At 60.9% G+C, this 24,215-nt stretch carries 22 protein-coding genes, 1 tRNA gene and 1 riboswitch; of the genes, 14 read left to right on the top strand and 9 right to left on the bottom strand.

Annotated features, from left to right (window positions below; translation table 11 throughout):
• Positions 1 to 175: 175 nt before the first annotated feature.
• From phoR to phoB, 7 genes are all read left to right on the top strand, one after another.
• The gene (phoR, locus tag G9X67_RS22910; RefSeq protein ID WP_138332412.1) at positions 176 to 1,399 is read left to right on the top strand and encodes a phosphate regulon sensor histidine kinase PhoR; all 1,224 of its coding nucleotides are present in this window, start codon (positions 176 to 178) and stop codon (positions 1,397 to 1,399) included.
• 195 nt (positions 1,400 to 1,594) lie between these two features.
• Entirely contained in the window at positions 1,595 to 2,629 is a 1,035-nt protein-coding gene (locus G9X67_RS22905) for a substrate-binding domain-containing protein (RefSeq protein WP_029875432.1), read from the top strand.
• 170 nt (positions 2,630 to 2,799) lie between these two features.
• Entirely contained in the window at positions 2,800 to 4,281 is a 1,482-nt protein-coding gene (gene pstC, locus G9X67_RS22900; protein ID WP_029875431.1) for a phosphate ABC transporter permease subunit PstC, read from the top strand.
• Positions 4,278 to 5,600, top strand: coding sequence for a phosphate ABC transporter permease PstA (gene pstA, locus G9X67_RS22895; protein ID WP_138332413.1), 1,323 nt, complete (start codon positions 4,278 to 4,280; stop codon positions 5,598 to 5,600). The genes pstC and pstA overlap by 4 nt, the downstream gene beginning before the upstream one ends.
• Before the next feature lie 15 nt (positions 5,601 to 5,615).
• Complete coding sequence (gene pstB, locus G9X67_RS22890) at positions 5,616 to 6,431, top strand: phosphate ABC transporter ATP-binding protein PstB (RefSeq protein ID WP_003545178.1); 816 nt, start codon at positions 5,616 to 5,618, stop codon at positions 6,429 to 6,431.
• A gap of 44 nt (positions 6,432 to 6,475) precedes the next feature.
• Positions 6,476 to 7,189: a phosphate signaling complex protein PhoU gene (gene phoU, locus G9X67_RS22885; RefSeq protein ID WP_003545180.1), complete on the top strand. Its 714-nt coding sequence runs from the start codon at positions 6,476 to 6,478 to the stop codon at positions 7,187 to 7,189.
• A 132-nt stretch (positions 7,190 to 7,321) separates the two neighbouring features.
• Entirely contained in the window at positions 7,322 to 8,005 is a 684-nt protein-coding gene (gene phoB, locus G9X67_RS22880) for a phosphate regulon transcriptional regulator PhoB (protein WP_003545181.1), read from the top strand.
• A 247-nt stretch (positions 8,006 to 8,252) separates the two neighbouring features.
• Here phoB and G9X67_RS22875 read toward each other — a convergent pair whose 3' ends face one another.
• Positions 8,253 to 8,786 (bottom strand): GcrA family cell cycle regulator, encoded by a 534-nt coding sequence (locus tag G9X67_RS22875; protein ID WP_012755911.1) that lies wholly within the window; start codon positions 8,784 to 8,786, stop codon positions 8,253 to 8,255.
• Positions 8,787 to 9,206: 420 nt separating this feature from the next.
• Between G9X67_RS22875 and G9X67_RS22870 the strand changes: the two genes are divergently transcribed.
• From G9X67_RS22870 to G9X67_RS22855, 4 genes are all read left to right on the top strand, one after another.
• On the top strand, positions 9,207 to 10,406 hold the full coding sequence (locus G9X67_RS22870; RefSeq protein WP_138332414.1) for an aspartate aminotransferase family protein: 1,200 nt from the start codon (positions 9,207 to 9,209) through the stop codon (positions 10,404 to 10,406).
• Positions 10,407 to 10,448: 42 nt separating this feature from the next.
• Positions 10,449 to 11,363 (top strand): ornithine carbamoyltransferase, encoded by a 915-nt coding sequence (argF, locus tag G9X67_RS22865; RefSeq protein ID WP_138332415.1) that lies wholly within the window; start codon positions 10,449 to 10,451, stop codon positions 11,361 to 11,363.
• A gap of 90 nt (positions 11,364 to 11,453) precedes the next feature.
• Positions 11,454 to 12,446 (top strand): Hsp33 family molecular chaperone, encoded by a 993-nt coding sequence (locus tag G9X67_RS22860; protein WP_130761654.1) that lies wholly within the window; start codon positions 11,454 to 11,456, stop codon positions 12,444 to 12,446.
• 133 nt (positions 12,447 to 12,579) lie between these two features.
• Positions 12,580 to 13,167, top strand: a complete 588-nt coding sequence (locus G9X67_RS22855) for a hypothetical protein (protein ID WP_138332416.1) — start codon at positions 12,580 to 12,582, stop codon at positions 13,165 to 13,167.
• 204 nt (positions 13,168 to 13,371) lie between these two features.
• On the opposite strand, the gene apaG is transcribed toward G9X67_RS22855, so the two are convergent.
• Together apaG and G9X67_RS22845 are read right to left on the bottom strand one after the other, a co-directional pair.
• A complete protein-coding gene (apaG, locus tag G9X67_RS22850) occupies positions 13,372 to 13,764 on the bottom strand; it encodes a Co2+/Mg2+ efflux protein ApaG (RefSeq protein ID WP_003545191.1) in 393 nt (130 codons plus the stop codon).
• A gap of 283 nt (positions 13,765 to 14,047) precedes the next feature.
• Positions 14,048 to 15,232, bottom strand: a complete 1,185-nt coding sequence (locus tag G9X67_RS22845; protein ID WP_171599759.1) for an O-succinylhomoserine sulfhydrylase — start codon at positions 15,230 to 15,232, stop codon at positions 14,048 to 14,050.
• Between the two features lie 42 nt (positions 15,233 to 15,274).
• Positions 15,275 to 15,353, bottom strand: a riboswitch (SAM riboswitch).
• Positions 15,354 to 15,425: 72 nt separating this feature from the next.
• On the opposite strand from G9X67_RS22845, the gene G9X67_RS22840 reads away from it, so the two are divergent.
• Positions 15,426 to 16,520 (top strand): 2'-deoxycytidine 5'-triphosphate deaminase, encoded by a 1,095-nt coding sequence (locus G9X67_RS22840; RefSeq protein ID WP_012755918.1) that lies wholly within the window; start codon positions 15,426 to 15,428, stop codon positions 16,518 to 16,520.
• A 59-nt stretch (positions 16,521 to 16,579) separates the two neighbouring features.
• A tRNA-Gly gene (locus G9X67_RS22835) sits at positions 16,580 to 16,653 on the top strand.
• Positions 16,654 to 16,785: 132 nt separating this feature from the next.
• On the opposite strand, the gene G9X67_RS22830 is transcribed toward G9X67_RS22835, so the two are convergent.
• The 5 genes from G9X67_RS22830 to G9X67_RS22810 are packed head-to-tail and all read right to left on the bottom strand — an operon-like array spanning position 16,786 to position 22,208.
• A complete protein-coding gene (locus tag G9X67_RS22830) occupies positions 16,786 to 17,295 on the bottom strand; it encodes a DUF995 domain-containing protein (protein WP_171599758.1) in 510 nt (169 codons plus the stop codon).
• A gap of 18 nt (positions 17,296 to 17,313) precedes the next feature.
• Positions 17,314 to 18,252 (bottom strand): glycoside hydrolase family 26 protein, encoded by a 939-nt coding sequence (locus G9X67_RS22825; RefSeq protein ID WP_171599969.1) that lies wholly within the window; start codon positions 18,250 to 18,252, stop codon positions 17,314 to 17,316.
• Positions 18,253 to 18,271: 19 nt separating this feature from the next.
• Positions 18,272 to 20,179 (bottom strand): glycosyltransferase family 2 protein, encoded by a 1,908-nt coding sequence (locus G9X67_RS22820; protein WP_171599757.1) that lies wholly within the window; start codon positions 20,177 to 20,179, stop codon positions 18,272 to 18,274.
• On the bottom strand, positions 20,176 to 21,162 hold the full coding sequence (gene galE / locus G9X67_RS22815; protein WP_131661678.1) for a UDP-glucose 4-epimerase GalE: 987 nt from the start codon (positions 21,160 to 21,162) through the stop codon (positions 20,176 to 20,178). Before galE ends, G9X67_RS22820 begins: the two co-directional genes overlap by 4 nt.
• Positions 21,162 to 22,208 (bottom strand): UDP-glucuronic acid decarboxylase family protein, encoded by a 1,047-nt coding sequence (locus G9X67_RS22810; RefSeq protein WP_138388186.1) that lies wholly within the window; start codon positions 22,206 to 22,208, stop codon positions 21,162 to 21,164. Before G9X67_RS22810 ends, galE begins: the two co-directional genes overlap by 1 nt.
• A 354-nt stretch (positions 22,209 to 22,562) precedes the next feature.
• On the opposite strand from G9X67_RS22810, the gene G9X67_RS22805 reads away from it, so the two are divergent.
• Positions 22,563 to 23,711 (top strand): AraC family transcriptional regulator, encoded by a 1,149-nt coding sequence (locus tag G9X67_RS22805; protein ID WP_171599968.1) that lies wholly within the window; start codon positions 22,563 to 22,565, stop codon positions 23,709 to 23,711.
• 150 nt (positions 23,712 to 23,861) lie between these two features.
• Here G9X67_RS22805 and G9X67_RS22800 read toward each other — a convergent pair whose 3' ends face one another.
• Positions 23,862 to 24,140: a hypothetical protein gene (locus G9X67_RS22800; RefSeq protein WP_003545212.1), complete on the bottom strand. Its 279-nt coding sequence runs from the start codon at positions 24,138 to 24,140 to the stop codon at positions 23,862 to 23,864.
• Positions 24,141 to 24,215: the final 75 nt, after the last annotated feature.

Raw genomic sequence — 24,215 nt, 5'->3', positions numbered from 1 at the left:
CTCTCGCAGGCGGCCGGCAATTTTTCGTGGGTTCGGCTGCGGCTTTTCGCTTGAGATGCGGCAGCCCGAAAACTTCTGTCATGAATTGCCGCTATCAGGCAGAGTTCAATATAAGAAAAACGAATCGACGCCGCGAGGGCACTTGCCAGACGAAACTCCATGGAGAAAAAGCCTGTTGGCGCGCATAAGGCGCGAACGGCCGGTGCTGCTTGCGGCAATCCTCAGCGCGCTCGCCGCGCTTGCCGCCGGCATGAACAAGTGGGTTGTGCTTGTCCTGCTGCTGGTCATGATCTTCACCGCGCTTTTCAACGAGGCGCCCATCATCAAGGCGGATCCCGCCGAGCCGGTCGAGATCGAGCCGGAGCTGCCACCCAGCCGCCTGCCTGAAGTTTCCGCCACGCTTGCCGGCCTCGATATCCCCGTCATGGTGCTCTCGGACGATGCCTCGGTGCTCTTCCAGAACCGCGCTGCCGAAAAGGCCTTCGGCGAGGTGGCGCTCGGTGCCCATATATCGGCCCGCCTGCGCTCGCCCGGCGTGCTCGACATGGTGCGCGAAACCATCGCCACCAATGCGCCGAACCAGATAGAGCATGCCGAGCGGCTGCCCTCCGAGCGCGTCTATATCGTGCGCAGCGCGCCCGTCGAATTCGCGGCCGATGACGGGCCGCGTGAACGCTATTTCATCCTGTCCTTCCGCGATATATCGGAGGTCCGCCGCATCGACCGCATGCGGTCGGATTTCGTCGCCAATGCCAGCCATGAGCTGCGCACGCCGCTGGCCTCGCTGCGCGGCTTCATCGAGACCATTCAGGGGCCGGCGAAGAACGATCTGAAGGCGCAGGCGCGTTTCCTCAATATCATGCTCGACCAGACGACGCGCATGAGCCGGCTGGTCGACGACCTGCTGTCGCTCTCGCGCCTGGAGCTGAAGTCGCACATCGCGCCGGATGAGAAGATCGATCTGGTGCCGCTGCTCGGCCATGTCAGAGATGCGCTTGTGCCGCTCGCCAGGGATGTCGGCGTCGACATCAACCTGCATCTGCCCGACGGCAAGGTCGAGGTGCTGGGCGACCGCGACGAACTTGTCCAGGTCTTCGAGAACCTGATGGAAAATGCCTGCAAATACGGCCAGGAGGGCGAGATCGTCGATGTCTGGCTGAAGAACGGCACCGGCCAGCCGGTCGAGGTCAGCATCGTCGACAAGGGTCCGGGCATTCCGGCCGAACATGTGCCGCGCCTGACCGAGCGTTTCTACCGCGTCAGCATCGAGGACAGCCGCTCGAAGAAGGGCACCGGCCTTGGCCTTGCCATCGTCAAACACATCCTCACCCGCCACCGGGCGCGGCTGATCGTCAAGTCGGAAGTCGGCAAGGGCACCGATTTTACCGTCCGTTTTTGACGATATGTCGCAACACTTTTACGTTGCATAATTTTATTATTTTAAATCAATTACTTAATCTGTCACAAATGTTTCACGGCTTTGACATAAAAGGACGGTGCTTACAGCGCTAAGAGAGTCTCGCCGATGAAAAAAGGCAATGCGAGGGCCTCTCTAAGGCCGCACTCACACAAGCCCAAATGCCGGGAGATTTACATGAACACCTTCAAGCTCACCGTTGCCGCGCTGGCTGCAACTGCTGCTTTCGCTGGCGCCGCCGTCGCCCGCGACCAGATCCAGGTCGCTGGCTCGTCCACCGTCCTGCCTTACGCAAAGATCGTTGCCGAGTCCTTCGGCGAAACCTTCACCAACTTCAAGACGCCGGTCGTTGAATCCGGCGGCACGGGCGCTGGTCTGAAGGAATTCTGCAAGGGCGTTGGCGAAGACACCATCGACATTGCGAACGCCTCGCGTCCGATCAACAAGAACGAAGCCGAAGCCTGCAAGGCTGCCGGCGTAACCGACATCCAGGAAGTCAAGATCGGCTACGACGGCATCGTCTTCGCAACCGACTCGTCGAACCCTGACGTTGCCTACGTTCCTGCCGACATCTACAAGGCCCTCGCAGCCCAGGTCGTCGTCGACGGCAAGCTCGTCGCCAACCCCTACAAGAAGTGGTCGGAAGTCAACCCGAAGCTTCCGGCTGTTGATATCGCTGCCTACATCCCGGGCGAAAAGCACGGCACCCGCGAAGTCTTCGAACTGAACGTTCTCGCTGCCGGCTGCAAGGCCGCTGGCGCACAGGAAGTCATCGCCAAGGAAATCTCCGAGAAGGCTGCCCAGACGAAGGCCTGCGTCGCAGTCCGCAAGGACGGCGCTGCTGTCGACATCGACGGCGACTATCCGGAAACCCTGGCACGCATCGCCGCCAACAAGACCGGCGTCGGCGTATTCGGCCTTTCCTTCTACGAAAACAATGCCGACAAGCTCAAGGTTGCGACCATGAGCGGTATCGTTCCGTCCACCGAAACGATCTCCAACGGCACCTACCCGGTTTCCCGCCCGCTGTTCTTCTACGTCAAGAAGGCACATCTCGGCGCCGTTCCGGGCCTGAAGGAATACGTCAACTTCTTCGTATCCGACCAGATGATCGGCCCTGACAGCCCGCTCGTCGAATACGGCCTCGTTGCCGCTCCGGATGCCGAGCGCGAAGCGATCCGCAAGGACGTCGAAGCCGGCAAGTCCATGTAATGACTCTGCCGGCGCGGTGCCTTTTGGCCCGCGCCGGCATTGCCTTATGTCCCTGCGCGCCGGCGGTTCCGGAGCTGCAGGGTTGGAATTCCTTCTCCATGATTGGAAGCTGAAGGCAGGCTGATCAAGCTGCCGGGCTTTTTGGGGCTATGGGCCTGGGGACGTAACGAATGAGCACATCCATCATACTTTTGTGCCTTGTGGTGATCGGAGTCGCCGCCTATCTGGTCGCGCGCAACCGTGCCACGGCGCTTGCCGGAGGCCGGTCCTCCGCATTGCATTCACGGCCGGCCTATTACGGCGCCTATGCGGCGATCTGGGCAATTCTTCCCGCCTTGCTCGTCCTCTGCGTCTGGCTCTCCGTCAGCCCCGGCATCATCCAGTCCTCGGTTCGCGGCGCTTTCCCCGAGGACATCAGGGCTCAAGCCCCGGTCGAGCAGGACCTCGGCTATTCGACGGTGGCAACAGTTGCCCGCGGCCTGACGATGCTGACCTCGGATGAAGCTGCCGCGGTCGCCAACGATCCGGCTGCCTTGCAGGCCAAGCTCCTCGAAAAGGGTGTGCCGCTTGCCAGCCAACCGCTGCCTTACATGCTCGACGCCGCCAAAAAGCTCAACGCCATGAGCATGACGAGCCGCATCGCCATGACGGCGATCGTCTTCGCTCTCGCCGTTGCTGGCGCCTTCTATGCGCTGCGCTCCATCGCGCCGCGCTTCCGCGCCCGCAACCGGGTCGAGCGCGTCATGCTCTGGGGCCTGCTGCTTGCCTCCTCGATCGCTATTCTGACGACGATCGGCATCGTCTTCTCCATGCTGTCGGAAGCCGCCCGCTTCTTCGCGGCCGTTCCCGCCATGGACTTCTTCTTCGGCACCGTCTGGGATCCGCGCTTTGCCGGCGCCGGCAGCTCGTCCTTCGGTCAGTTCGGCCTGATCCCGCTGCTGCTCGGCACGATCTATATCGGCCTGGTCGCCATGCTGGTCGCCGTGCCGGTCGGCCTCTTCGCCGCCATCTACATGGCCGAATACGCCTCGCCGAAGGTGCGTGGGGTCGCCAAGCCGCTCCTCGAAGTGCTCGCCGGTATTCCGACGATCGTCTACGGCTTCTTCGCGCTCGTCACCGTCGGCCCGTTCCTGCGCGACTTTTCCGCCCAGGTCAGCGGCCTCCTCTCCGGCAACTACAGCAACTTCATCCAGGCGCAGAGCGTTCTGACGGCCGGCATCGTCATGGGCATCATGCTGATCCCCTACGTGTCCTCGCTGTCGGACGATATCATCACCGCCGTGCCGGGGTCACTGCGTGACGGTTCGCTCGGTCTTGGTGCCACACGCTCCGAAACCATCAAGAAAGTGGTCTTGCCCGCAGCCCTTCCCGGCATCGTCGGCGCATTGCTGATGACCGCCTCGCGCGCCATTGGCGAAACCATGATCGTCGTGCTGGCCGCCGGTGTGGCTGCCCGCATCCAGATCAACCCCTTCGAGCCGATGACGACGGTGACCGTCAAGATCGTCAACCAGCTGACCGGCGACCTTGAGTTCACCTCGCCGCAGACGCTGGTTGCTTTTGCCCTCGGCATCACCCTCTTCTGCATCACGCTTTGCCTCAATATCTATGCGCTCTACATCGTGCGCAAATACCGGGAGCAGTACGAATGACGGATATTGTTTCTCCCACATCAGGCGTCACCGTTTCCAAGGCGCCAGCGCGCCGCGATATCGGTATCAAGCGCCGCTACGCCGCCGAGCGCCGGTTCCAGGCCTATGGCATTGCCGCCATCACCTTCGGTCTCGTCTTCCTCTTCATCCTGCTGTGGACGGTGATCGGCAAGGGCTACACCGCCTTCCAGCAGACGGCGGTCACCCTGCCGATCGAATTCTCCGAGAAGACGATCGACCCGAGCAACAAGCGTGCGACCGACCCTTCGGTGCTGATCGCCGCCAACTACCCGGTTCTCTTGCGCGACGCGATCGTCAAGCAGCTGAACGTCAATGCCTCGAGCCGTCCCGACGTGCGCGATGCATCCGCCATGCTGTCCAAGGGTGCGCCGATCCAGCTGCGCGATATGGTGATGGCCGATCCGTCGATCATCGGCAAGACGGTCAATGTCACGGTGCTCGCCGACGCCAATGTCGACAGCGCCAACAAGGGCCAGATCGACCTCTCTGTCGATGAGAAGAACCGCAAGGTCAACGACAAGCAGGTTGGCTGGATGAACGAGCTGAAGGCGAGCGGCGCTCTCCACAAGCAGTTCAACACCGGCCTCTTCGTCAACGGCAATTCCAGCCGTCCGGAGGCCGCAGGCCTTGGCGTCGCCCTCATCGGCTCGCTCTACCTGATGCTGATCGTGCTCGTGCTTGCCCTGCCGATCGGCGTCGCCGCCTCGATCTATCTCGAGGAGTTCGCGCCGAAGAACAAGCTGACGGACCTGATCGAGGTCAACATCAACAACCTCGCCGCGGTTCCTTCGATCGTCTACGGCCTGCTCGGTCTTTCCGTCTTCATCAACTTCATCGGCCTGCCGCGCTCGGCCTCGCTGGTCGGCGGCCTGGTGCTGACGCTGATGACCCTGCCGACGATCATCATCGCGACGCGTGCGGCACTGCGCGCCGTGCCGCCGTCGATCCGCGCCGCAGCGCTCGGCCTCGGCGCTTCGAAGATGCAGATGGTGTTCCACCATGTGCTGCCGCTCGCCATGCCCGGCATCCTGACCGGCACGATCATCGGCCTGGCGCACGCGCTCGGCGAAACCGCGCCGCTGCTCCTGATCGGCATGGTCGCCTTCGTCGCCAACGCGCCGACGACACCGCTCGATCCCTCGACGGCTCTGCCCGTACAGGTCTATATGTGGGCCAACGAGGCAGAACGTGCCTTCGTTGAGCGTACTTCGGGTGCCATCATTGTCCTGCTCCTGTTCCTGATCGTCATGAACATGGGCGCCATCCTCTTGCGTCGTCGCTTCGAGCGCCGCTGGTAAACGGAGTTACACATCATGAACATGTTGACGGAAGCTGCAGTTGAAAAGGCGCTGGATCACAAGATGAGCAACGTCCCGTATAAGATGATCGGAAAGGATGTCTCGGTTTACTACGGCGAGAAGCGCGCGCTTTTCGATGTGAACCTGAACGTCCGCGAAAACACCGTAACCGCCCTGATCGGCCCGTCCGGCTGCGGCAAGTCGACCTTCCTGCGGTGCCTCAACCGCATGAACGACACGATCGACGGCTGCCGCGTCACCGGCAAGATCACCCTCGACACCGACGATGTCTATGATCCCGATATCGACGTCGTCGAACTTCGCGCCCGCGTCGGCATGGTCTTCCAGAAGCCGAACCCGTTCCCGAAGACGATCTACGAAAACGTCTCCTACGGCCCGCGCATCCATGGCCTTGCCAAGTCGAAGGCCGACCTCGACCAGATCGTCGAGACCAGCCTGCAGCGCGCCGGTCTCTGGAACGAGGTCAAGGACCGCGTGCATGAATCTGGCACCGGCCTGTCCGGCGGCCAGCAGCAGCGCCTTTGCATTGCGCGTGCCGTCGCCGTCAGCCCGGAAGTCATCCTGATGGACGAGCCCTGCTCGGCGCTCGACCCGATCGCCACCGCCAAGGTCGAGGAGCTGATCCACGAGCTGCGCGAGAACTATACGATCGTCATCGTCACCCACTCCATGCAGCAGGCCGCGCGTGTCTCGCAGCGCACCGCCATGTTCCACCTCGGCAACCTCGTCGAGGAGAACGACACCGACAAGATGTTCACCAATCCCGACGATCCGCGCACCCAGGACTACATCATGGGTCGCTTCGGTTGATTTTGGCGACACCAAGCCTTCCCGTTATTCGAGGATAAAGCCCCATGGCATCGACACATATTTTTTCTGCCTACGATGATGATCTGAAGTTCCTGTCCAGGCGGATTTCCGAAATGGGCGGCCTGGCCGAGCAGATGGTCGGCGAATCCGTGCGCGCCCTCGTCAACGGCGATACGGCGCTGGCGCAGAAGGTCATCTCGGACGATGTGATCCTCGATCACGCCGAACGCGAAATCGGCGACAAGGCGATCGTCACGATCGCCCGCCGTCAGCCGATGGCCTCGGACCTGCGTGAAATCATGGGTTCGATCCGCATCGCCGCCGATCTCGAACGCGTCGGCGACCTCGGCAAGAACACCGCCAAGCGCGTCATCGCCGTCCAAAGCACCGGCGTTCCCCGCAAGCTTGCCCGCGGCCTCGAGCATCTGTCCGAGCTGGCGCTCGTCCAGCTCAAGGAAGTGCTCGATGTCTACACCAATCGTTCAGCCGACAAGGCGAATGCGATCCGTGAACGCGACAACGAGATCGACGCGATGTACACCTCGCTGTTCCGCGAACTCCTGACCTACATGATGGAAGATCCGCGCAACATCACCAGCTGCACGCATCTTCTCTTCTGCGCCAAGAACATCGAGCGCATCGGCGACCATGCCACCAACATCGCCGAGACGATCTTTTACATGGCGACAGGCGCGCAGCCGGAAGGTGATCGTCCGAAGGATGACAGCGCCAACACCGTCGGCGCGGTCACCGAATAACCGCCCGCACAGTCAATTGCGTGCGCGCCCGTCCGGGCGCGCAAAGAGGTCGCAGCCAATTTTTGAATTTGCGCAGGATGCACTGCTTAAATCACCCTGGTTTAAGGATCATGCGCGAGGAGACCGACACGCATGATCCCGAGAGTTGCAGTTGTTGAAGACGAGGAAGCCCTCAGCGTGCTTCTTCGCTACAATCTCGAAGCGGAAGGCTTCGAGGTCGATACCATCCTTCGTGGCGATGAAGCCGAAATGCGGCTCCAGGAGCGCACGCCCGATCTTCTCATCCTCGATTGGATGCTGCCCGGCGTTTCCGGCATCGAGCTCTGCCGGCGCCTGCGCATGCGGCCGGAAACCGAGCGCCTGCCGATCATCATGCTGACGGCGCGCGGCGAGGAGAGCGAGCGTGTCCGTGGATTGTCGACGGGCGCCGACGATTATGTCGTCAAGCCCTTCTCGACCCCCGAGCTCGTTGCCCGCGTCAAGGCGATGCTGCGCCGCGCCCGCCCCGAGGTGCTGTCGACGGTGCTGAAATGCGGTGACATCGAGCTCGACCGCGAGACCCATCGCGTCCATCGCAAGACCCGCGAAGTCCGCCTCGGCCCCACCGAATTCCGCCTGCTGGAATTCCTGATGTCGTCGCCGGGCCGGGTCTTCTCCCGCTCGCAGCTGTTGGATGGCGTCTGGGGCCACGATATCTATGTCGACGAGCGCACCGTCGACGTCCATGTCGGCCGCCTGCGCAAGGCGCTGAATTTCTCCAACATGCAGGACGTCATCCGCACCGTCCGCGGCGCCGGTTATTCGATGGAAGCCTGAGGGCTTCCATCTGAGCCTGCTGACAAAGCCCTGGCAAAACCCGCGACGTCATCCTCGGCCTTGTGCCGAGGATCTGCGCTCGCTAAATTAAGTATTTGAAAATAAAGGTTTTACCCTCAAGTCATTGGGGTGATCAGATGCTCGGCACAAGGCCGAGCATAACGGAGGGAAGCCTGAGCTTCCATCCGCGCATAAAAAAACGGGCCAATCGGCCCGCTTTCTGCATTCTAACGATGGTTGCCCGCGCTCAACTGGCCCGCGCTGCTGCCCTGCGGCGTTCGTTCACCGGCTGGTAGGCAAGCTTCTGGTGATAGCCGCAATAGGGCGAATTGTCGGGGGACTCGCAGCCGCAGAAATGGAAGTCGTCCTTCAGCGGATCGCCGACCGGCCATTTGCAGGTGCGCTCGGTTAGTTCCGTCAGGCCGAGGCGGCGCGAAATCGGCACCACCACATTGCCTCGCGGCACGTATTCCATTTCCTCGATCGTTTCGATCTCGATCTCTTCCTTCAGCATCGTCGCGCCCTGCTGGCGGGTGACGGTGCGGGTCGTGATCCGGGAGGCGAAGTTCGGCGCGCGCGGCGCCGATGTATTGCGCTTCGGCGTTCGCGCCGCGGTATTGGTGCCGCCGGCCTTGGCACGGCCGGGAAGGCACAGCCGGTGCACTTTGCCGATGACCGCGTTTCGGCTGACCCCGCCAAGCTGCGCAGCGATCTGGCTGGCGCTCAGTCCTTCGGCCCAAAGTTTCTTGAGTTTCTCGACCCGCTCGTCTGTCCAGTTCATGCCCTGTCTCCACCTTTTGCGTTGGTGATGGCAGAATCCCTCACCGTTGTCCCGGGAGCTCCGAAACAAGAAACGCTTGATCAATTTTGGTGACTAGTTCCGCCGCATGCAGTCTAGTAATTGATCTTTAACCTAGTGTGAGCCTGACTCCGTGACAAGAGTCGCATGAATCCGGATGAATCGAATTCGTAGTTTTCCCCAACTTGCTGCCCCTGCGTGTCATTTCTGCAATAATGCCTGTTGAAGACTGAAAATGCCGCTGTACACCTGTGCTGCATACGCTAAGGGCGCCGTTTTATTGACATTGCAGCGCGAAAAGGAAATAGTGCCACTCGCCGCCGCAAGGCGGCATTTTTGATTTTTCGGGCCTGGTTTCCTTAGCCGGAGTCATTGCCCGGCAACTTTGATGGAGATCGCGCCATGGCTGAAGCCGCGCCGCTTTATGACACCTATTCTCGTGCCCCGCTGCGGTTCGAGCGAGGCGAGGGCGTATGGCTGATCACCGAAACTGGCGAGCGATATCTCGATTTCGGCGCCGGCGTTGCCGTCACCTCCGTCGGCCACAGCAATCCGCATGTGGTCGGCGCGCTGAAGGAGCAGGCCGACAAGGTCTGGCACCTGTCGAACATCTATGAGATCCCCGGCCAGGAGCGCCTGGCAAAACGGCTGACGGACGCCACCTTCGCCGATAAGGTGTTCTTCACCAATTCGGGCGCCGAGGCGCTCGAATGCGCGATCAAGACGGCGCGCCGCTATCAGTTTTCCAAGGGCCATCCCGAGCGCTTCCATATCATCACCTTCGAAGGCGCCTTCCACGGACGGACGCTGGCGACGATCGCTGCCGGCGGCCAGGAAAAATATCTCGAAGGTTTCGGCCCCAAGGCGCCGGGTTTCGATCAGGTGGCTTTCGGCGATATCGAAGCGGTCCGCGCCGCGATCACCGAGGCGACGGCCGCCATCCTCATCGAGCCGGTGCAGGGCGAGGGCGGCGTCCGTCCTGCCACGCCTGAGTTCATGAAGGCGCTTCGCCAGCTCTGCGACGACAACGGCCTGCTGTTGATCCTCGACGAGGTCCAGACCGGCGTCGGCCGCACCGGCAAGCTCTTCGCTCATGAATGGTCGGGCGTCACCCCCGACATCATGGCTGTTGCCAAGGGCATCGGCGGCGGTTTCCCGCTCGGCGCCTGTCTTGCCACATCAGAGGCCGCCTCCGGCATGAAGGCCGGCACGCATGGCTCGACCTATGGCGGCAATCCGCTTGCCATGGCCGTCGGCAGCGCCGTGCTCGACATCATTCTTGCCGATGGCTTCCTCCAGCAGGTGCGCGACGTCGCACTTGTCTTCCGGCAGGGCCTCGCCTCGCTGAAGGATCGTTATCCCGATGTGATCGAGGATATCAGGGGCGAGGGCCTTTTGCTCGGCATCAAGGCTGCCGTTCCCTCAGCCGAACTGCTGCAGGCGATCCGCGCCGCCCATCTGCTCGGCGTGCCCGCCGGCGATAATGTCATCCGCCTTCTTCCGCCGCTCGTGGTCACCGCCGAGGAAGCCCGCGAGGGCCTTGCCCGCGTCGAGCGCGCCGCCGAGAGCATCCGCGCTTCCAAGATCAAGAAGACGGCTTGAAGAAATTGCCGCCTTCGGGCGCAGCACAGGTAAGAAGACGATATGAGCCCAAAACACTTCCTCGATCTTTCGGCAGTCACATCAGCCGATCTCAGAACCATCATGAACGATGCGCTTTCCCGCAAGCAGGCCTTCAAGGCAGGCACGGGCGACAAGCCGCTCGCCGGCAAGATGCTGGCGATGATCTTCGAGAAGCCGTCGACGCGCACCCGTGTCTCCTTCGACGTCGGCATGCGCCAGCTCGGCGGCGAAACGCTGTTCCTGTCCGGCACCGAGATGCAGCTTGGCCGCGCCGAGACGATCGGCGACACCGCCAAGGTGCTGTCGCGCTATGTCGATGCGATCATGATCCGCACGACCGACCATAACCGGATGCTGGAGCTTGCCGAGCACGCGACCGTGCCCGTGATCAATGCGCTGACGGATGACACCCATCCCTGCCAGATCATGGCCGATATCATGACCTTCGAAGAGCACCGCGGCCCGATCAAGGGCAAGACCATCGCCTGGACCGGCGACGGCAACAATGTGCTGCATTCGCTGGTCGAGGGTGCCGCGCGTTTCGGCTACCGCATGAACATGGCCGTACCCCTTGGCTCCGAGCCCAAGGATCACTATCTGAACTGGGCCCGCAATGAGGGCGCCGAAATCATGCTCTGCCATGATGCCGACCGTGCGGTCGCCGGCGTCGATTGCGTGGTGACCGATACCTGGGTCTCCATGAATCAGGAACATCGGGCCCGGGGTCACAATGTCTTCCAGCCTTATCAGGTCAACGCGGCCTTGATGGCCAAAGCCGGCAATGATGCATTGTTCATGCATTGCCTGCCCGCCCATCGCGGTGAGGAAGTGACTGATGATGTGATCGACGGTCCGCAATCCGTGGTCTTCGATGAAGCGGAAAACCGTCTTCATGCGCAGAAGTCGATTCTTGCTTGGTGCCTGGGCGCGATCTGAACCATAATCGGACGTCGCGAGAGACAGACTCGCGACCGCGTGAGCGAAGGGCACGCTGGCCCATCGCTCTGAAACTAGGAGTGAAAAGCCATGGCAGAAGCTGCAGCCGCCCTCGGCCAGTTCGATTTCGCCGGCGATGACCATGTCGTCCCCTTCCAGGTGGAGGGGCTGGATGTGCGCGGCCGCGCCGTCCAGCTCGGCCCGATGCTCGATGCCATCCTCGAGCGCCATCATTATCCCGCACCCGTTGCCCGGCTGCTTGCCGAAGTCGTCGTGCTGACGGTGCTGCTCGGCACGTCGCTGAAGTTCGACGGCAAGTTCACGGTGCAGACCAAGGGCGACGGCCCGGTCGATCTTCTCGTCGCCGATTTCTCGACGCCGGAAAATGTCCGCGCCTATGCCCGTTTCGATCAGGCGCTGCTCAACAAGGCCGTCGAGTCAGGCGAAACCGAGCCTGAGCAATTGCTCGGCAAGGGCATTCTCGCCTTCACCATCGACCAGGGCAAGTTCAGCCAGCCCTACCAGGGCATCGTTCCGCTCGACGGCACCACGCTGGAAGAAATTGCCGGCGTCTATTTCCGCCAATCGGAGCAGATCCCGACGCGCGTCCGTCTCGCCGCGGCCGAACTCTTCGACCGTGACGATGCGGGAAAGCCGCGCCATCGCTGGCGGGCAGGCGGCCTCGTTGCCCAGTTCCTGCCGGAAGCGCCGGAGCGCATGCGCCAGCCGGATCTCCACGGCGGCGACGGCGACACCGGCAGCCGCCCGCATGGCGAGGACGATGCCTGGCTCGAAGCACGTTCGCTGGTCGAGACCATCGACGCCGATGAACTGACCGACCCCCTGGTTGGTACCGAGCGGCTGCTGTTCCGCCTGTTCCACGAGCGAGGCGTGCGCGTCTACGAACCGCGCGCCGTCTTCGACCGCTGCAGCTGCTCGCGCGACAAGATCAAGGGCGTGCTGAAGGGCTTTTCGGCCGAGGAGATCGAAGCCAGCCAGGAAGATGGCGAAATCGCCGTCACCTGCGAATTCTGCTCGACCACCTATCGCTTCGAGCCGGCCGAACTTCAGCCGGCTGAATAGGCGCGGTTAAGGACACACACAGCGAACAATAAAAGATTAGCGATGATACAGCACGGTGACTCGACTTTGCGTAGTCACTGTGCACCTATTCTGTTTCATTGGTTCTGGCCTAAGAAAGCGGGATGGGGCGTTGATGCGACTTTTGTTTTTTGTACTCGCACTCATAGCTGCGATGCCACGATTGAGCTTGGCTGATGACGAGACAGTCCAATGGAAAGAAGTCGGCGGCTGGAAAGTGGTCGTCGACAAGACTCTAGGCAACGGCTGCTTTGTTCTGACTTCCTTTGAAGACGGCACGGTTTTTCGTCTTGGCTTCAATTATGTCAAAAAGGAAAGTCCTTTTTACATTCTGATCGGAAATGTAAACTGGAAATCCTTGGAAGACGGCAAGCAGTATCCCCTTGAATTTTATTTAGATCGCTCAAAGTGGACGGTTGATGCGAGCGCCGTGGACCTTGATGGCTTTAAGGCATTATGGATCGACTTCAAGGATTCGAGCTTGGTTGCCGAGTTCGCTCGTAAATTGAGCTTTCGCGCGACCTTTAATGGAAAAGAGATTGTTGCCCTGAGTTTAAAAAATTCCGTCAAGGCAACCGACGAGATGCTCGCCTGCCAAAAAGCGGTAAATGCTGCCGTTGCCCAACAGCCGGCACCGCCACAATCAAAAGATCCATTTGAAGCAAAGCCAGGTACTCAGGCCTCGGATCCTTTTGACCTTTAAAGCATGTCTCGCCAAAGTGTGCAGCGGTTTTGCTGCAAAGACATGCGAAAAACAAAGACCTAAAGTGCGGTACGCGAATCTGAAGGATCGCGACGCGCTTTAGTAGATGACTGATGAAAATGACGTCTGGATCCCTTGCGCCCGATAGGACGCGCTTAGGCCTTCTGCCGCCTTCAACCCGCGCTCGATTTTGGGATCATGCGTTTAGTTAAGCACCCGCAGCAGCCCCGGGGAGTCCAGCGAGAAGGCGGGGATGTCGACATCGAACATCTCGCCGTCGTCCGTTTCCATCTGGTAATGGCCGAACATCAGCCCTGAGGGTGTGTCGAGCGGGCAGCCGGAGGAATATTCGTAGGTGTCGCCGGGGCTGAGCCGCGGCTGCTCGCCGACGACGCCGGGGCCGGTCACCTCGTCCACCTGGCCGTTCTGGTCGGTGATGTTCCAGTAACGGTTGACCAGCCGAACGGCTATGCCGGAATTGTTGCTGATGACAATCCGGTAACCCCAGACATAGCGGTCGTCTTCCGGATCGGATTGCTCCTCCAGATAGAACGGCTCGACGACTACTTCGATCTCTCTTGTGAGGGCGCGATACATGCCTTGCACCTTAGTCAAGATATGTTACCCGTATCTTATAAGAGGCCCTGTCCGTCAAGAAACGGAACAATTATCATCGCTGAAATGGCTGTGATCCGAGGGGTTTTCGATCGTTAAGCCTAATTGTCAGTGTTAATTCCGTTTCGGAACGCCGCGGCGAGCGAACTTGTTCCCCCCGGTCTCACCTTGGTGAGATCCGGCCTCACCCAGTGAGGTCCGGCACGGCCTCACCTTGGTGAGATCCGGCCGAACCCGGGTGGGGTCCGGCCGTCATGACTGTCGATCAGGCCGAGACCTTGGCAAGCGCCTTCGCGAAATCCTCGATCAGGTCGTCGGTATCCTCGATGCCGGCCGAAAGGCGGACCGTACCCGGAGAAATGCCGAGTTCGGCGCGTGCCTCTTCGGTCAGGTTCTTGTGCGTCGTCGTTGCCGGATGGGTGATCAGGCTCTTGCTGTCGCCGAGATTGTTGGAGATCTTGATGATCTCGAGCGCGTTCTGCAGCGCGAAGGCCGCATCCTTGCCGCCCTTCAGCTCGAAGGCGACCAGCGTCGAGCCGCCGGTCATCTGCTTGGCGATGATATCGGCCTGCGGATGGTCCTTGCGGCCGGGATAGATGACCTTGGCGACCTTGCCTTGCTCGGCCAGGAAATCGGCGATCTTCGCCGCATTCTCGGTCTGCTGGCGCACACGCAGCGGCAGCGTCTCGATGCCCTTCAGCAGCGTCCAGGCATTGAACGGCGACATGGCCGGGCCGGTATGGCGGAAATAGTCGTGCAGGTTCTCGTCGATCCATTCCTTGTCGGAAAGGACGACGCCGCCGAGGCAGCGGCCCTGTCCGTCAATATGCTTGGTGGCGGAATAGACGACGATATGGGCGCCGAGCTCCAAGGGCTTCTGGAAGAGCGGTGTCGCGAAAACGTTGTCGACGACGACCTTGGCGCCGATCTGGTTGGCGAGCTTGGCAACGCCTGCGATATCGATCACTTCGAGCGTCGGATTGGTCGGGCTTTCCAGGAAGAACACCTTGGTCTTCGGCGTGATCGCCTTTTCCCAGTTCGCCAGATCCCGGCCGTCGATCAGCGTGCAGTCAATGCCGTATTTCGGCGCCAGCGTCTCGACGACCCAGCGGCAGGAGCCGAACAGGGCACGCGCGGCGACGATATGATCGCCGGCCTTTAGCTGGCAGAGGATCGCCGCGGTGACGGCGGCCATGCCGGAAGCGGTGGCGCGGGCGTCTTCGGCGCCTTCCAGCATGCACATGCGCTTTTCGAACATGTCGTTGGTCGGGCTGCCGTAGCGGGCGTAGATGAAGCCCTCCGTCTCGCCCTTGAAGCGGGCTTCGGCCGCCTCCGACGTCTCGTAGACGAAGCCTTGGGTGAGATAGATTGCCTCGGACGTCTCGCCATATTGCGAACGCAGCGTGCCACCGTGGACGAGTTGGGTTGCCGGGCGCCAGGTCTTGCTCATGCCATCACCTTCACATAACAAAAAAACCGGTCGCAAAAGCAGACCGGTTTCAACCCGGTCTTTTTAGCCACTTATTTAACGTGGCTGCAAGCCGACCGGCCAAATCACCACGGGATAATTCTGCAATACTGCTGTTAGCTGCTTGCGTCAATTCCCCGAGTTTGGTTTTGTCGGCGCAAATGATGGATGAGGCATGATGGCTCGCGAAACGGGAATTCTGGCGGATCGCGCGATCTCCGCGCTGTTCGAAACGGGGCGTCTGATCTCCGAGCGGGAGCTGGACCGCGACCAGATCCAGCCGGCAAGCCTCGACCTGCGCTTGGGCGGCAAGGCTTTTCGCGTGCGCGCCAGCTTCATGCCCGGCCCCTCGCATCTGGTATCCGACAAGCTCGACCGGCTGAGCCTGCATGTGATCGACCTCTCCGAAGGCGCGGTGCTTGAAACCGGCTGCGTCTATATCGTGCCGTTGATGGAGAGCTTAGCGCTGCCGGCCGAGATGTCGGCATCGGCCAACCCGAAGAGCTCGACCGGGCGCCTCGATATCTTCACCCGCGTCATCACCGATTACGCCCAGGAATTCGACAAGATTCCATCAGGCTATTCCGGCCCGCTCTATCTCGAAATCAGCCCGCGCACCTTCCCGATCGTCGTGCGCCGCGGCTCACGCCTGTCGCAGATCCGTTTCCGCGTCGGCCAGGCCCTGCTCGGCGAGCCGGAACTTTTGAAGCTGCATGAAAGCGAGACGCTGGTTGCCAGCAAGCTGCCCAATGTTTCCGGCGGCGGCATTGCCCTGTCGATCGACCTCGCCGGAGACAAGGACGGCCTGATCGGCTATCGCGGCAAACATCACACTGCCGTCGTCGACGTCGACAAGAAGGCCGAGCACGACCTCTTCGATTTCTGGGAACCGCTCCACAGCCGCGGCCGTAACGAGCTGATCCTCGATCCCGATGAGTTCTATATCCTCGTCTCGCGCGAGGCCGTGCATGTGCCGCCGGATTACGCAGCCGAGATGACCCCCTTCGATCCGCTGGTCGGCGAATTCCGCGTCCATTATGCCGGCTTCTTCGATCCGGGCTTCGGCCATGCGCCTGCCGGCGGACGCGGCAGCCGCGCGGTGCTCGAAGTGCGCAGCCACGAAGTGCCCTTCATCCTCGAAGACGGCCAGATCGTCGGCCGCCTCGTCTACGAACATATGCAGGAAAAGCCCGCCAGCCTCTACGGCTCCGGCCTCGGCTCCAACTACCAGGCCCAGGGCCTGAAACTCTCGAAACACTTCCGCATCTGAAGCGTTGCACCCGGCGCGACTTGACAGCGGCCCCCATCTGTTGGAAATCTCGCATCATCGCGGGTGTAGCTCAATGGTAGAGCAGCAGCTTCCCAAGCTGAATACGAGGGTTCGATTCCCTTCACCCGCTCCAGCTGCCCCGGCCGTCCGTTCGCCGCCTTTTGAAGGCGCTTCGCAATCTTTTATGAAAAGGGTTGCGCGCAGGCATCGGCTCCTACAAGGATACAGATGGCGCCTCGGCCGCGCGCAACCCCTAGCTTCGCCTTTATTTGGTCTTACTGACGCTCGTCTCAATCCTCCCCAATTGAGACCTCACGTAGTCGCCGTGGCGAAGCTTTGCGAATTCGTCGGTGGCTTGTGCCGGTGCGCTCTTGAAAACGTACCATTCACCGTCCGGTTCGCGTTTCTGATAGATCAGGCCGCCCTTCTTGCGGTGGCTGAAGCAGGTGATTGCCGTCGCCGTTCCGGTCTTGGCGTGCCAGTCGGCGTTGAAGCAGAGTTTCCCCGACTCCGTGATGAACCAGCGGCCCGTGCCGAAGGACGGCGAGCCATTTTCCCGCGACCAGGCGGTAAAGCGACGCGCCTTTGCGGAGAAGTAGCCGGCGCCGGCTTTCCACATCCAGGAATTCTGGTTGTAGAGCCGATAGATTTCCGCGCTGCTCATCGGCTTTGCGGTCTCGATCCCCGCAGGCTCATTGGTTCCGGCAGCGGACGCGGCCGTGGCGATACCGCTGGTCAGGGCCGCGGCCAGGAACATTTTTTGAAGCATGGACATGTTCAGGTTCCTTCTTGTTCAATTGATGCTTTGGCGGACGACCCGCCAGTCGGGGCGGCCATAGCCGTCCGGCCACGGATAGACTTCACGGTCGTTGAAGTAGATAACGGCGCTGAGCGCCGGGAACTGGGGATAGCGTTTCGTTACGCTCTCAGCCCAGTTTCGCACGAAGGAATCGCCGCCTTCGTAGCCGAGTTCGGCAACCATGATGGGCTTGCCGTAACCAGCGACACGGGCGTATCCGGGCGCAAGGTGTTCGGCAAACGTCTGGTCACGGCCAGTCTTGTCTCTGTCGTATTGCTCCAGGCCAAAGACCGAGAGCCCGATGAGATCGACGACATCGTTGCCGGGATAAAAGGCTTGAAGCCCCTCATTGCCCTTCGGTGACCACATGTATTTGGCCGTCTTCAGGTGGACCTTGCAGACCTCCACCATCCGGCGATAGGCCTTGGCATAATCGTCGCCCTGCCAATGCGACCAGGAGAACTGGCTGTCGGTTTCGTCCATTTCCTGTCCCCAGCGAATGATGACCGGACTTTTCAGCTTGGCAGCAGTCGAGCAGACGGCGGCCATGTTCGCATCGCGCGAACCGTTGAGGATGCTGTGCAGCAGTTCCTGCGAGGTTTGGCGCGAACCGGTCGACCAGGTCCAGGGCTCGACCGAGATCAGCAGGGTGCGGCCACGCGCTTGCGCATAATCGTCGGCGAGGACGAGCGTGCGCAGATCGACATCTTCCCAGGGCAGGAAGAGGTGTTCGATCTTCGAATCGGGCGAGGCGCCTAAATCTCCGTGCGGATCATAGGCGCCGAACGTGATCGACTCCTTCGTGACGACCGGCATTTTGGTCGGCGGCGCAATGGACGATATCGTCATTGCAAGCGGCTGCCCTTCGGCAGAACTGCCCAGAGCGGTAGGCAGGACCGCGACTCCCGACAGCAACAGGCCGGTTAACGACAACAGGGCTATTTTGGATGGGCTATGCATTGTGTATTTCCTCCACGCTCGGCCGCACATCCGGGTGAGCGGCATCCGTTCTCAGTTGGATCTCCTCCGGATCGGAAATCCATCGTGGTTTGAAGAAGATCGTGCGCAGGGCGGTCCCGCCCCGGCCTGCACCGGAGGCGGCGTAGCGCTCTTCGAACAGCTGAAGGCGGCCGCTGCCCCAGGCGAGTGCCTCGGTCGCATCCTTTCCGCGCATGATGGTTGCAGCGCCCGGCAACGCGACAAGCGCAAGAAGCACGGTCGCCATCGCCGGACGGTAGAAACGCGGGGCCGCCGCAACCGTATTTTCCTTCGAATGGCGCCCGACGATGACCAACAGCAGCGCGCAGTAGATTGCGGCGTTCAGGATGGTAAAGAAGTAGCCACCCTTGGAGGCGCCGGCATCGCCGATTGCCAGGGCAGGCAATACCGCCATGAGCGCCAGCACAGCGTAGGGCGCAAGGACACGCACCGGCAGCAGATCGACTTCCGACCGGCCTTTCGGCGTGACGCGGAAATCGACGAAGGAGCCTGTCACAAAATCGTGCACCGCAGCCAGCGTGCCGGCGAGCGCCCAGGGCCAGCGCGCGAAGAGAAAGAGCATGCATTCCCAGCTCAGGATCTTGGCGTCGTAGGGGCGGAACGAGCTGCTGGCGCGCCAGCGATAAGCCATCACCACGAGAGCGATAGAAAGCGGTGCGAAATGCGCCAGGAAATCGGGGTAGGTCACCGTCACGAAGTTCTGGCCGCGCACGAGCGCGATGATCGGCAATGCAAACATGAGCAACATAAAGAACGCAAAAAGCGGATACCAGAGTTGCGAAAAGAGGAACTGGAACTTGAGCCGGGGCGGCAGCCGGCCGAGGAGGCTGGGCGAGTACCGCAACAGCACCATGACCAGGCTGCGCGACCACTGGAATTCCTGCGTCACGAGATCGCTGAAGGTTCTGGGGCCGTCACCATGGGCGATGGCATCCAGCGCATGCACACCCCGCCAGCCGCCGGCATTCATCATCAATGTCGTCGAATGGTCTTCAGCCAACTCCGGACCGAGGCCGCCGATCTGTTTGAGGGCGACGGTACGTACCGCGTAATGCGACCCTATGCACATCGGCGCCAGGCCGCCATTGTAACCGGCTTGGAGCGAGCCATGCATGCTGGCCTCGGCATAGAGCCTTCCACGTGCCGACCAGCTTTCGGAAGCGTTCTTGTCGCAAATGCTGGGGGCGGAGACATAGCCGACCTTTGGATCGGCGAACGGACGCAGCATATGGAAGAGATAGTCGGGCGCGGGAACATGATCCGCATCGAGTTGCGCCACGAAATCGTAGCGGCTGTAGCCGTAGTGGTCGTAGAAGAAGGCGAGGTTGCCTTCCTTGCACCGCGTGCGTCGGGGCCACGACGTCCGATGATAATCGGATCGCCCCTTGCGGGTCGAGACGAGGACCCCGTGCCCGGAGCACCAGTCGAGAGTCTCGGGGGAAGGGTCTTCGTCGGCAAGCCAGGTGTCGTGTTCCACCTCCTGGGCAAGCATTGCCAGCAGGGTCTCACGGACGACCGAGAAGGGTTCGGCCGGCGCCTTGGTCACGACCATGGCCACTCGACTGCCCGCCGGCAGGCGCAAGGGACCGTTCGGTCTTGCCGCCCGATAGAAGACGACGATGAAATAGGCCGGCAGAGCGGTAACCCAGGCAAGAACGAGGCTCACCGTAATTGTGCCGAAAGCATCGACGTGATGGCGCGGCTCCAGCCACCAGATCCAGAAATAGGCGAAGGCGCAGGACCATACGGCCGCCGAGAACAGATATTCGGCCCGTCGATGTCCGGTCAGAACCGGGACAAGAAGTGGCTCGTGGGAGGGTTCCGGAGCATGCATCGCTCGGGTAATCGCAAGTTCGGTCACGCGCGCGCCTCCAGTCCGAAGAACGGAGCCGCCGTCCGCACGATGGTTTCGAGGTCGGAATATCGAGGCTGGAAGCAGAGCGTCTCGCGGGCCAGGCTGGCGTCGGCGTAGAGGCTGGGCGGATCGCCCGGCCGGCGTGGATGGATGACGACCGGGACTTCACACCCGGTCGTTTCCTGAATCACGCGCAGCACTTCCCTGATGGAAAAACCCCGACCGGTGCCGAGGTTGACAGCGAGGTTTGCTCCGCCTTTGGCGAGATGGGTGAAGGCCTGAACATGGGCGCGCGCGAGATCTGCGACGTGAATATAGTCCCTTATGCAGGTGCCGTCAGGGGTATCGTAATCATCGCCGAATATCTCCAGGTGCGGAATCCGGCCGGCCGCGGCCAGCAGCGCCCGCGGAATGAGATGGGTTTCCGGAACGTGCCATTCGCCAAGCTCGCCGTCCGGATCGGCTCCACAGGCATTGAAGTAGCGCAGGGCAACATACCGCAGGCCGTAGGCCGCCGCATAGTCGGCGAGCATATGCTCGAAGATCAGCTTGGTCTTGCCGTAGGGATTGATCGGAGCCTTCGGCAACGTCTCATCGATCGGCAGCACGGAGGGGACGCCGTAGACGGCACAACTCGATGAGAAGATGACGTTTTGAAGCCCCGTCTGCCGGCAGGCATCGATAAGCGACAATGCACCGCAGACATTGTTATTGTAATATTTCGCTGGGTTTTCCACGGACTCGCCGACGTAGGCCGAGGCGGCAAAGTGGATGACGGCATCGGGAGCATATTTCTCGATGACCTCGATCAGGCATGACGTGTCGAGGACGTCACCTTCGACGAAAGGGCCCCAGCGCACGGACGAACGGTTTCCGGTCGTGAGATTGTCGTAGACGACAGGCTCAATCCCCTCCGAGCGGAGGAGCTTGGCGGTGTGGCTGCCGATATAGCCGGCACCGCCCGTGACAAGGACCCGGGGCGCAGCCATCAGACCGCCTCCAGTTCGCGTGCCGGACGGGTGAGAACGCCATCGAAATAGTCGATCGTCTGACGCAAGCCGCTCGACAAGTCGATCTTCGGCCGCCAGTCGAGTTCCTGCATGGCAAGCGAAATATCGGGGCGACGCTGACGGGGATCGTCAACCGGCAGAGCGCGATGGATGATTTGCGACCGGGAGCCGGTCAATCCGATCACCTGCTCGGCCAGCTCCCGGATCGTGAATTCGCCAGGATTGCCGAGATTGACCGGCCCCGTCAGCGACGACGGTGAGGCCATCATGCGGACCATGCCGCCGATGAGATCATCGACGAAACAGAACGAGCGGGTCTGGGAACCGTCGCCATATATCGTGATGTCTTGCCCCGTCAGGGCCTGAACGATGAAATTCGAGACGACGCGGCCGTCGTCCGGACGCATCCGCGGGCCGTAGGTGTTGAAGATGCGGATGATCTTGATCTCGACGCCGTGCGTGTTGTGGAAGTCGAAGAACAGCGTCTCGGCGCACCGCTTGCCCTCGTCGTAGCAGGAGCGTGGCCCGAACGAATTGACGTTGCCCCAGTAGCTTTCGACCTGCGGGTGGACGTTCGGGTCGCCGTAGACTTCGGAGGTGGATGCCTGAAGGATACGTGCGCCGGTGCGCGCGGCCAGCTCCAGAAGGTTGAGGGAGCCCAGCACGCAGGTCTTAGTCGTATGGATCGGATCGGCCTGATAATGCGGGGGCGATGCCGGGCAGGCGAGGTTGTAGATCTCGTCGACTTCCAGATCGAGCGGGTGGACGATATCGTGGGCGATGACATTGAAGCGATCGACTCGCTTCAGATGGGTGATATTGCGCCGCATGCCGGTGGAAAAATTGTCGAGGCAGATCACCTGGTGTCCGGAGGCCAAAAGCGTCTCGCAGAGATGGGATCCGAGGAAACCTGCACCGCCGGTGACAAGAACTCTCTTGGGAGCGTGGTGTATTCCGGATGGACAATTTGCATCACGAGCCGAAGATTTTACAGAGCGCGCACGAATCCTGCCAAGATAGTTCACGACTACCTCCCGTGTTTTCAGAGTTTGCTATGGGATATTCGATATTTACTTCGACATATCGCGAAACCAAGTCGTTCGATCATGCGAATATTTTATTCGTCCGGTTTTTCTTTTGGAATGAACCGATGCTTATTTAGATACAGCTAAGAAAGGCAATTGTCGTTATCCTCGCGTCCTGGAAATTATCGCTCCGTACATTTCAGAGCGAAAAGGAATATGATAAACAACTTATGCAGGAGAATCTTCGGGCACTTCCGCTTTTTCAGACGGAGTTCTGCGGAGATTTCAGCCGCAAAAACAATTGCTTTTCTCAATTTCCATGGCTCGGGTCGGGTTATGCGCTGGAGGAATTGGATGGCTACAGGGTCTGAATCCGACGATGATCCTGCCGCGGAACAGGAACGGCCGGCGCATATGGAGCGGCGGCGCTGGCCGCGTGAACCGGCTATGCGCAAGGAACGCCCACCCCATGCCTCCCCTGCACTCGAGCCGCTGCGATTCTCGACGCAGGACCTGCCACCGGCAGAACAATTCCAGGCCTGGCGGGCACATATGGCGCCGCTCGTGGATGTTCATCTGCCGGAGGGAAAATCACCCGAAGACGGATTCCTCGCGGAGCAGACCGGCTGGCAGCTCGGCGATATCCTCATCGTCCAGCAGCGCGCGCATGCCCACAGATATATCCGCGATCAGGCCATGCTTCGATCGAGCCCCATCGACCATTGGAACGTCGGCCTGCAGCGCAGCGGCCAGGCCTGGACCGAGGTCAACCGTCGTGTCACCGAGACCGGTGCCGGCGAGATATTTTTCATGTCTCTCGGCAGCCCCTATCGCGGACGGACGACCGATACCGAAGCTTTGCTCGTGTTCCTGCCGTATGAGATGCTGGCTCGCGATGCGAGCCTTCTCCAGAGCGCCGGCAACACGGTTCTTTCGGGCAGCCACGCCGAGTTGCTCACGGGCTATCTGACGGGCCTCGAAACGAACCTCGGCAATCTGACGATAGAGGAAGTGCCCCGGATCATCCAAACCATTGGCGATATGGTCGTTGCGGGCGCCGCATCGTCCACAAGGACTGATACCGGTCAAAACCAGGCCAATATGGGACTGATGGAGCGGGCGCACCGCTACATTCACGTCAATCTCCATTCGGAAAACCTGACACCGGACGTGATGTGCCGCGCGTTGGGGATTTCGCGTACGCGGCTTTACCAACTGTTTGAGGCGAGCGGAGGCGTGCTCAATTATATTCGCAAGCGGCGATTGCTGCAGGCCTATGCGGATCTCAGCAATTCGGCCGACCACAGGCCGATTTCAGAAATCGCAGAAGCCGCCGGTTTCGAGGTCGCCGCCAATTTTACGCGCGCCTTCATCCACGAATTCGGGCTGAGCCCGCGTGAAATCCGAAGGACGATGGCAACCCAACAGCGGCCGGCTCCGGCCATCCACTCCACGCGGCGTTCCGGAAAAACGATCGGTGATTGGCTGGCCCTGACGGGTTGATCCGGCTCGGGCTGAAATCCAGACTCGAAGTCCGTTAAGCGGCGATCGCCGAAGACACTGCGGATTTGATCCAGACCCATGGCCTCTAAACCGCCTGTTGCGGTCTATGATGCCTGCTTCGCTCCTTTTCATATCTGACCAGGAAAGGCTCTAATCCCCGAAAAACCGGATCGGCTTGTATTGCCGATGCGCGATGATCAGGCTCCGGTCGGGCTGGATGATGTAGGTTTCCTCGACCTGCCGGCCGTACTGGTCGATGAAATCATGCGGAAAGGCGGAGCCGGGGGGTGATTTGGTGAGCTTGGTGCGCGGTTGGCCGCTATAGGTAATGCTGCCGGGGATGGGTTCGAGGCCCGGTCCGCTATAGCTGACGGTGTTGCATCCCGCCAGAACGAGCGTGCCGACGAGGCCGATGATTGCAGCTTTCATGTCCATCCCTCCCAATGCCTGAATAATATCACTCTACGCCTCACCGGATAGAGTTCACGACACGAATGCCCATGC

The sequence above is a fragment of the Rhizobium sp. WYCCWR 11152 genome (genome assembly GCF_013087615.1).
In the GTDB taxonomy this organism is placed as follows: Bacteria; Pseudomonadota; Alphaproteobacteria; order Rhizobiales; family Rhizobiaceae; genus Rhizobium; species Rhizobium indicum.
Note: the sequence above shows the minus strand (reverse complement) of the source record. Positions and strands in the feature narration are given on the sequence as shown.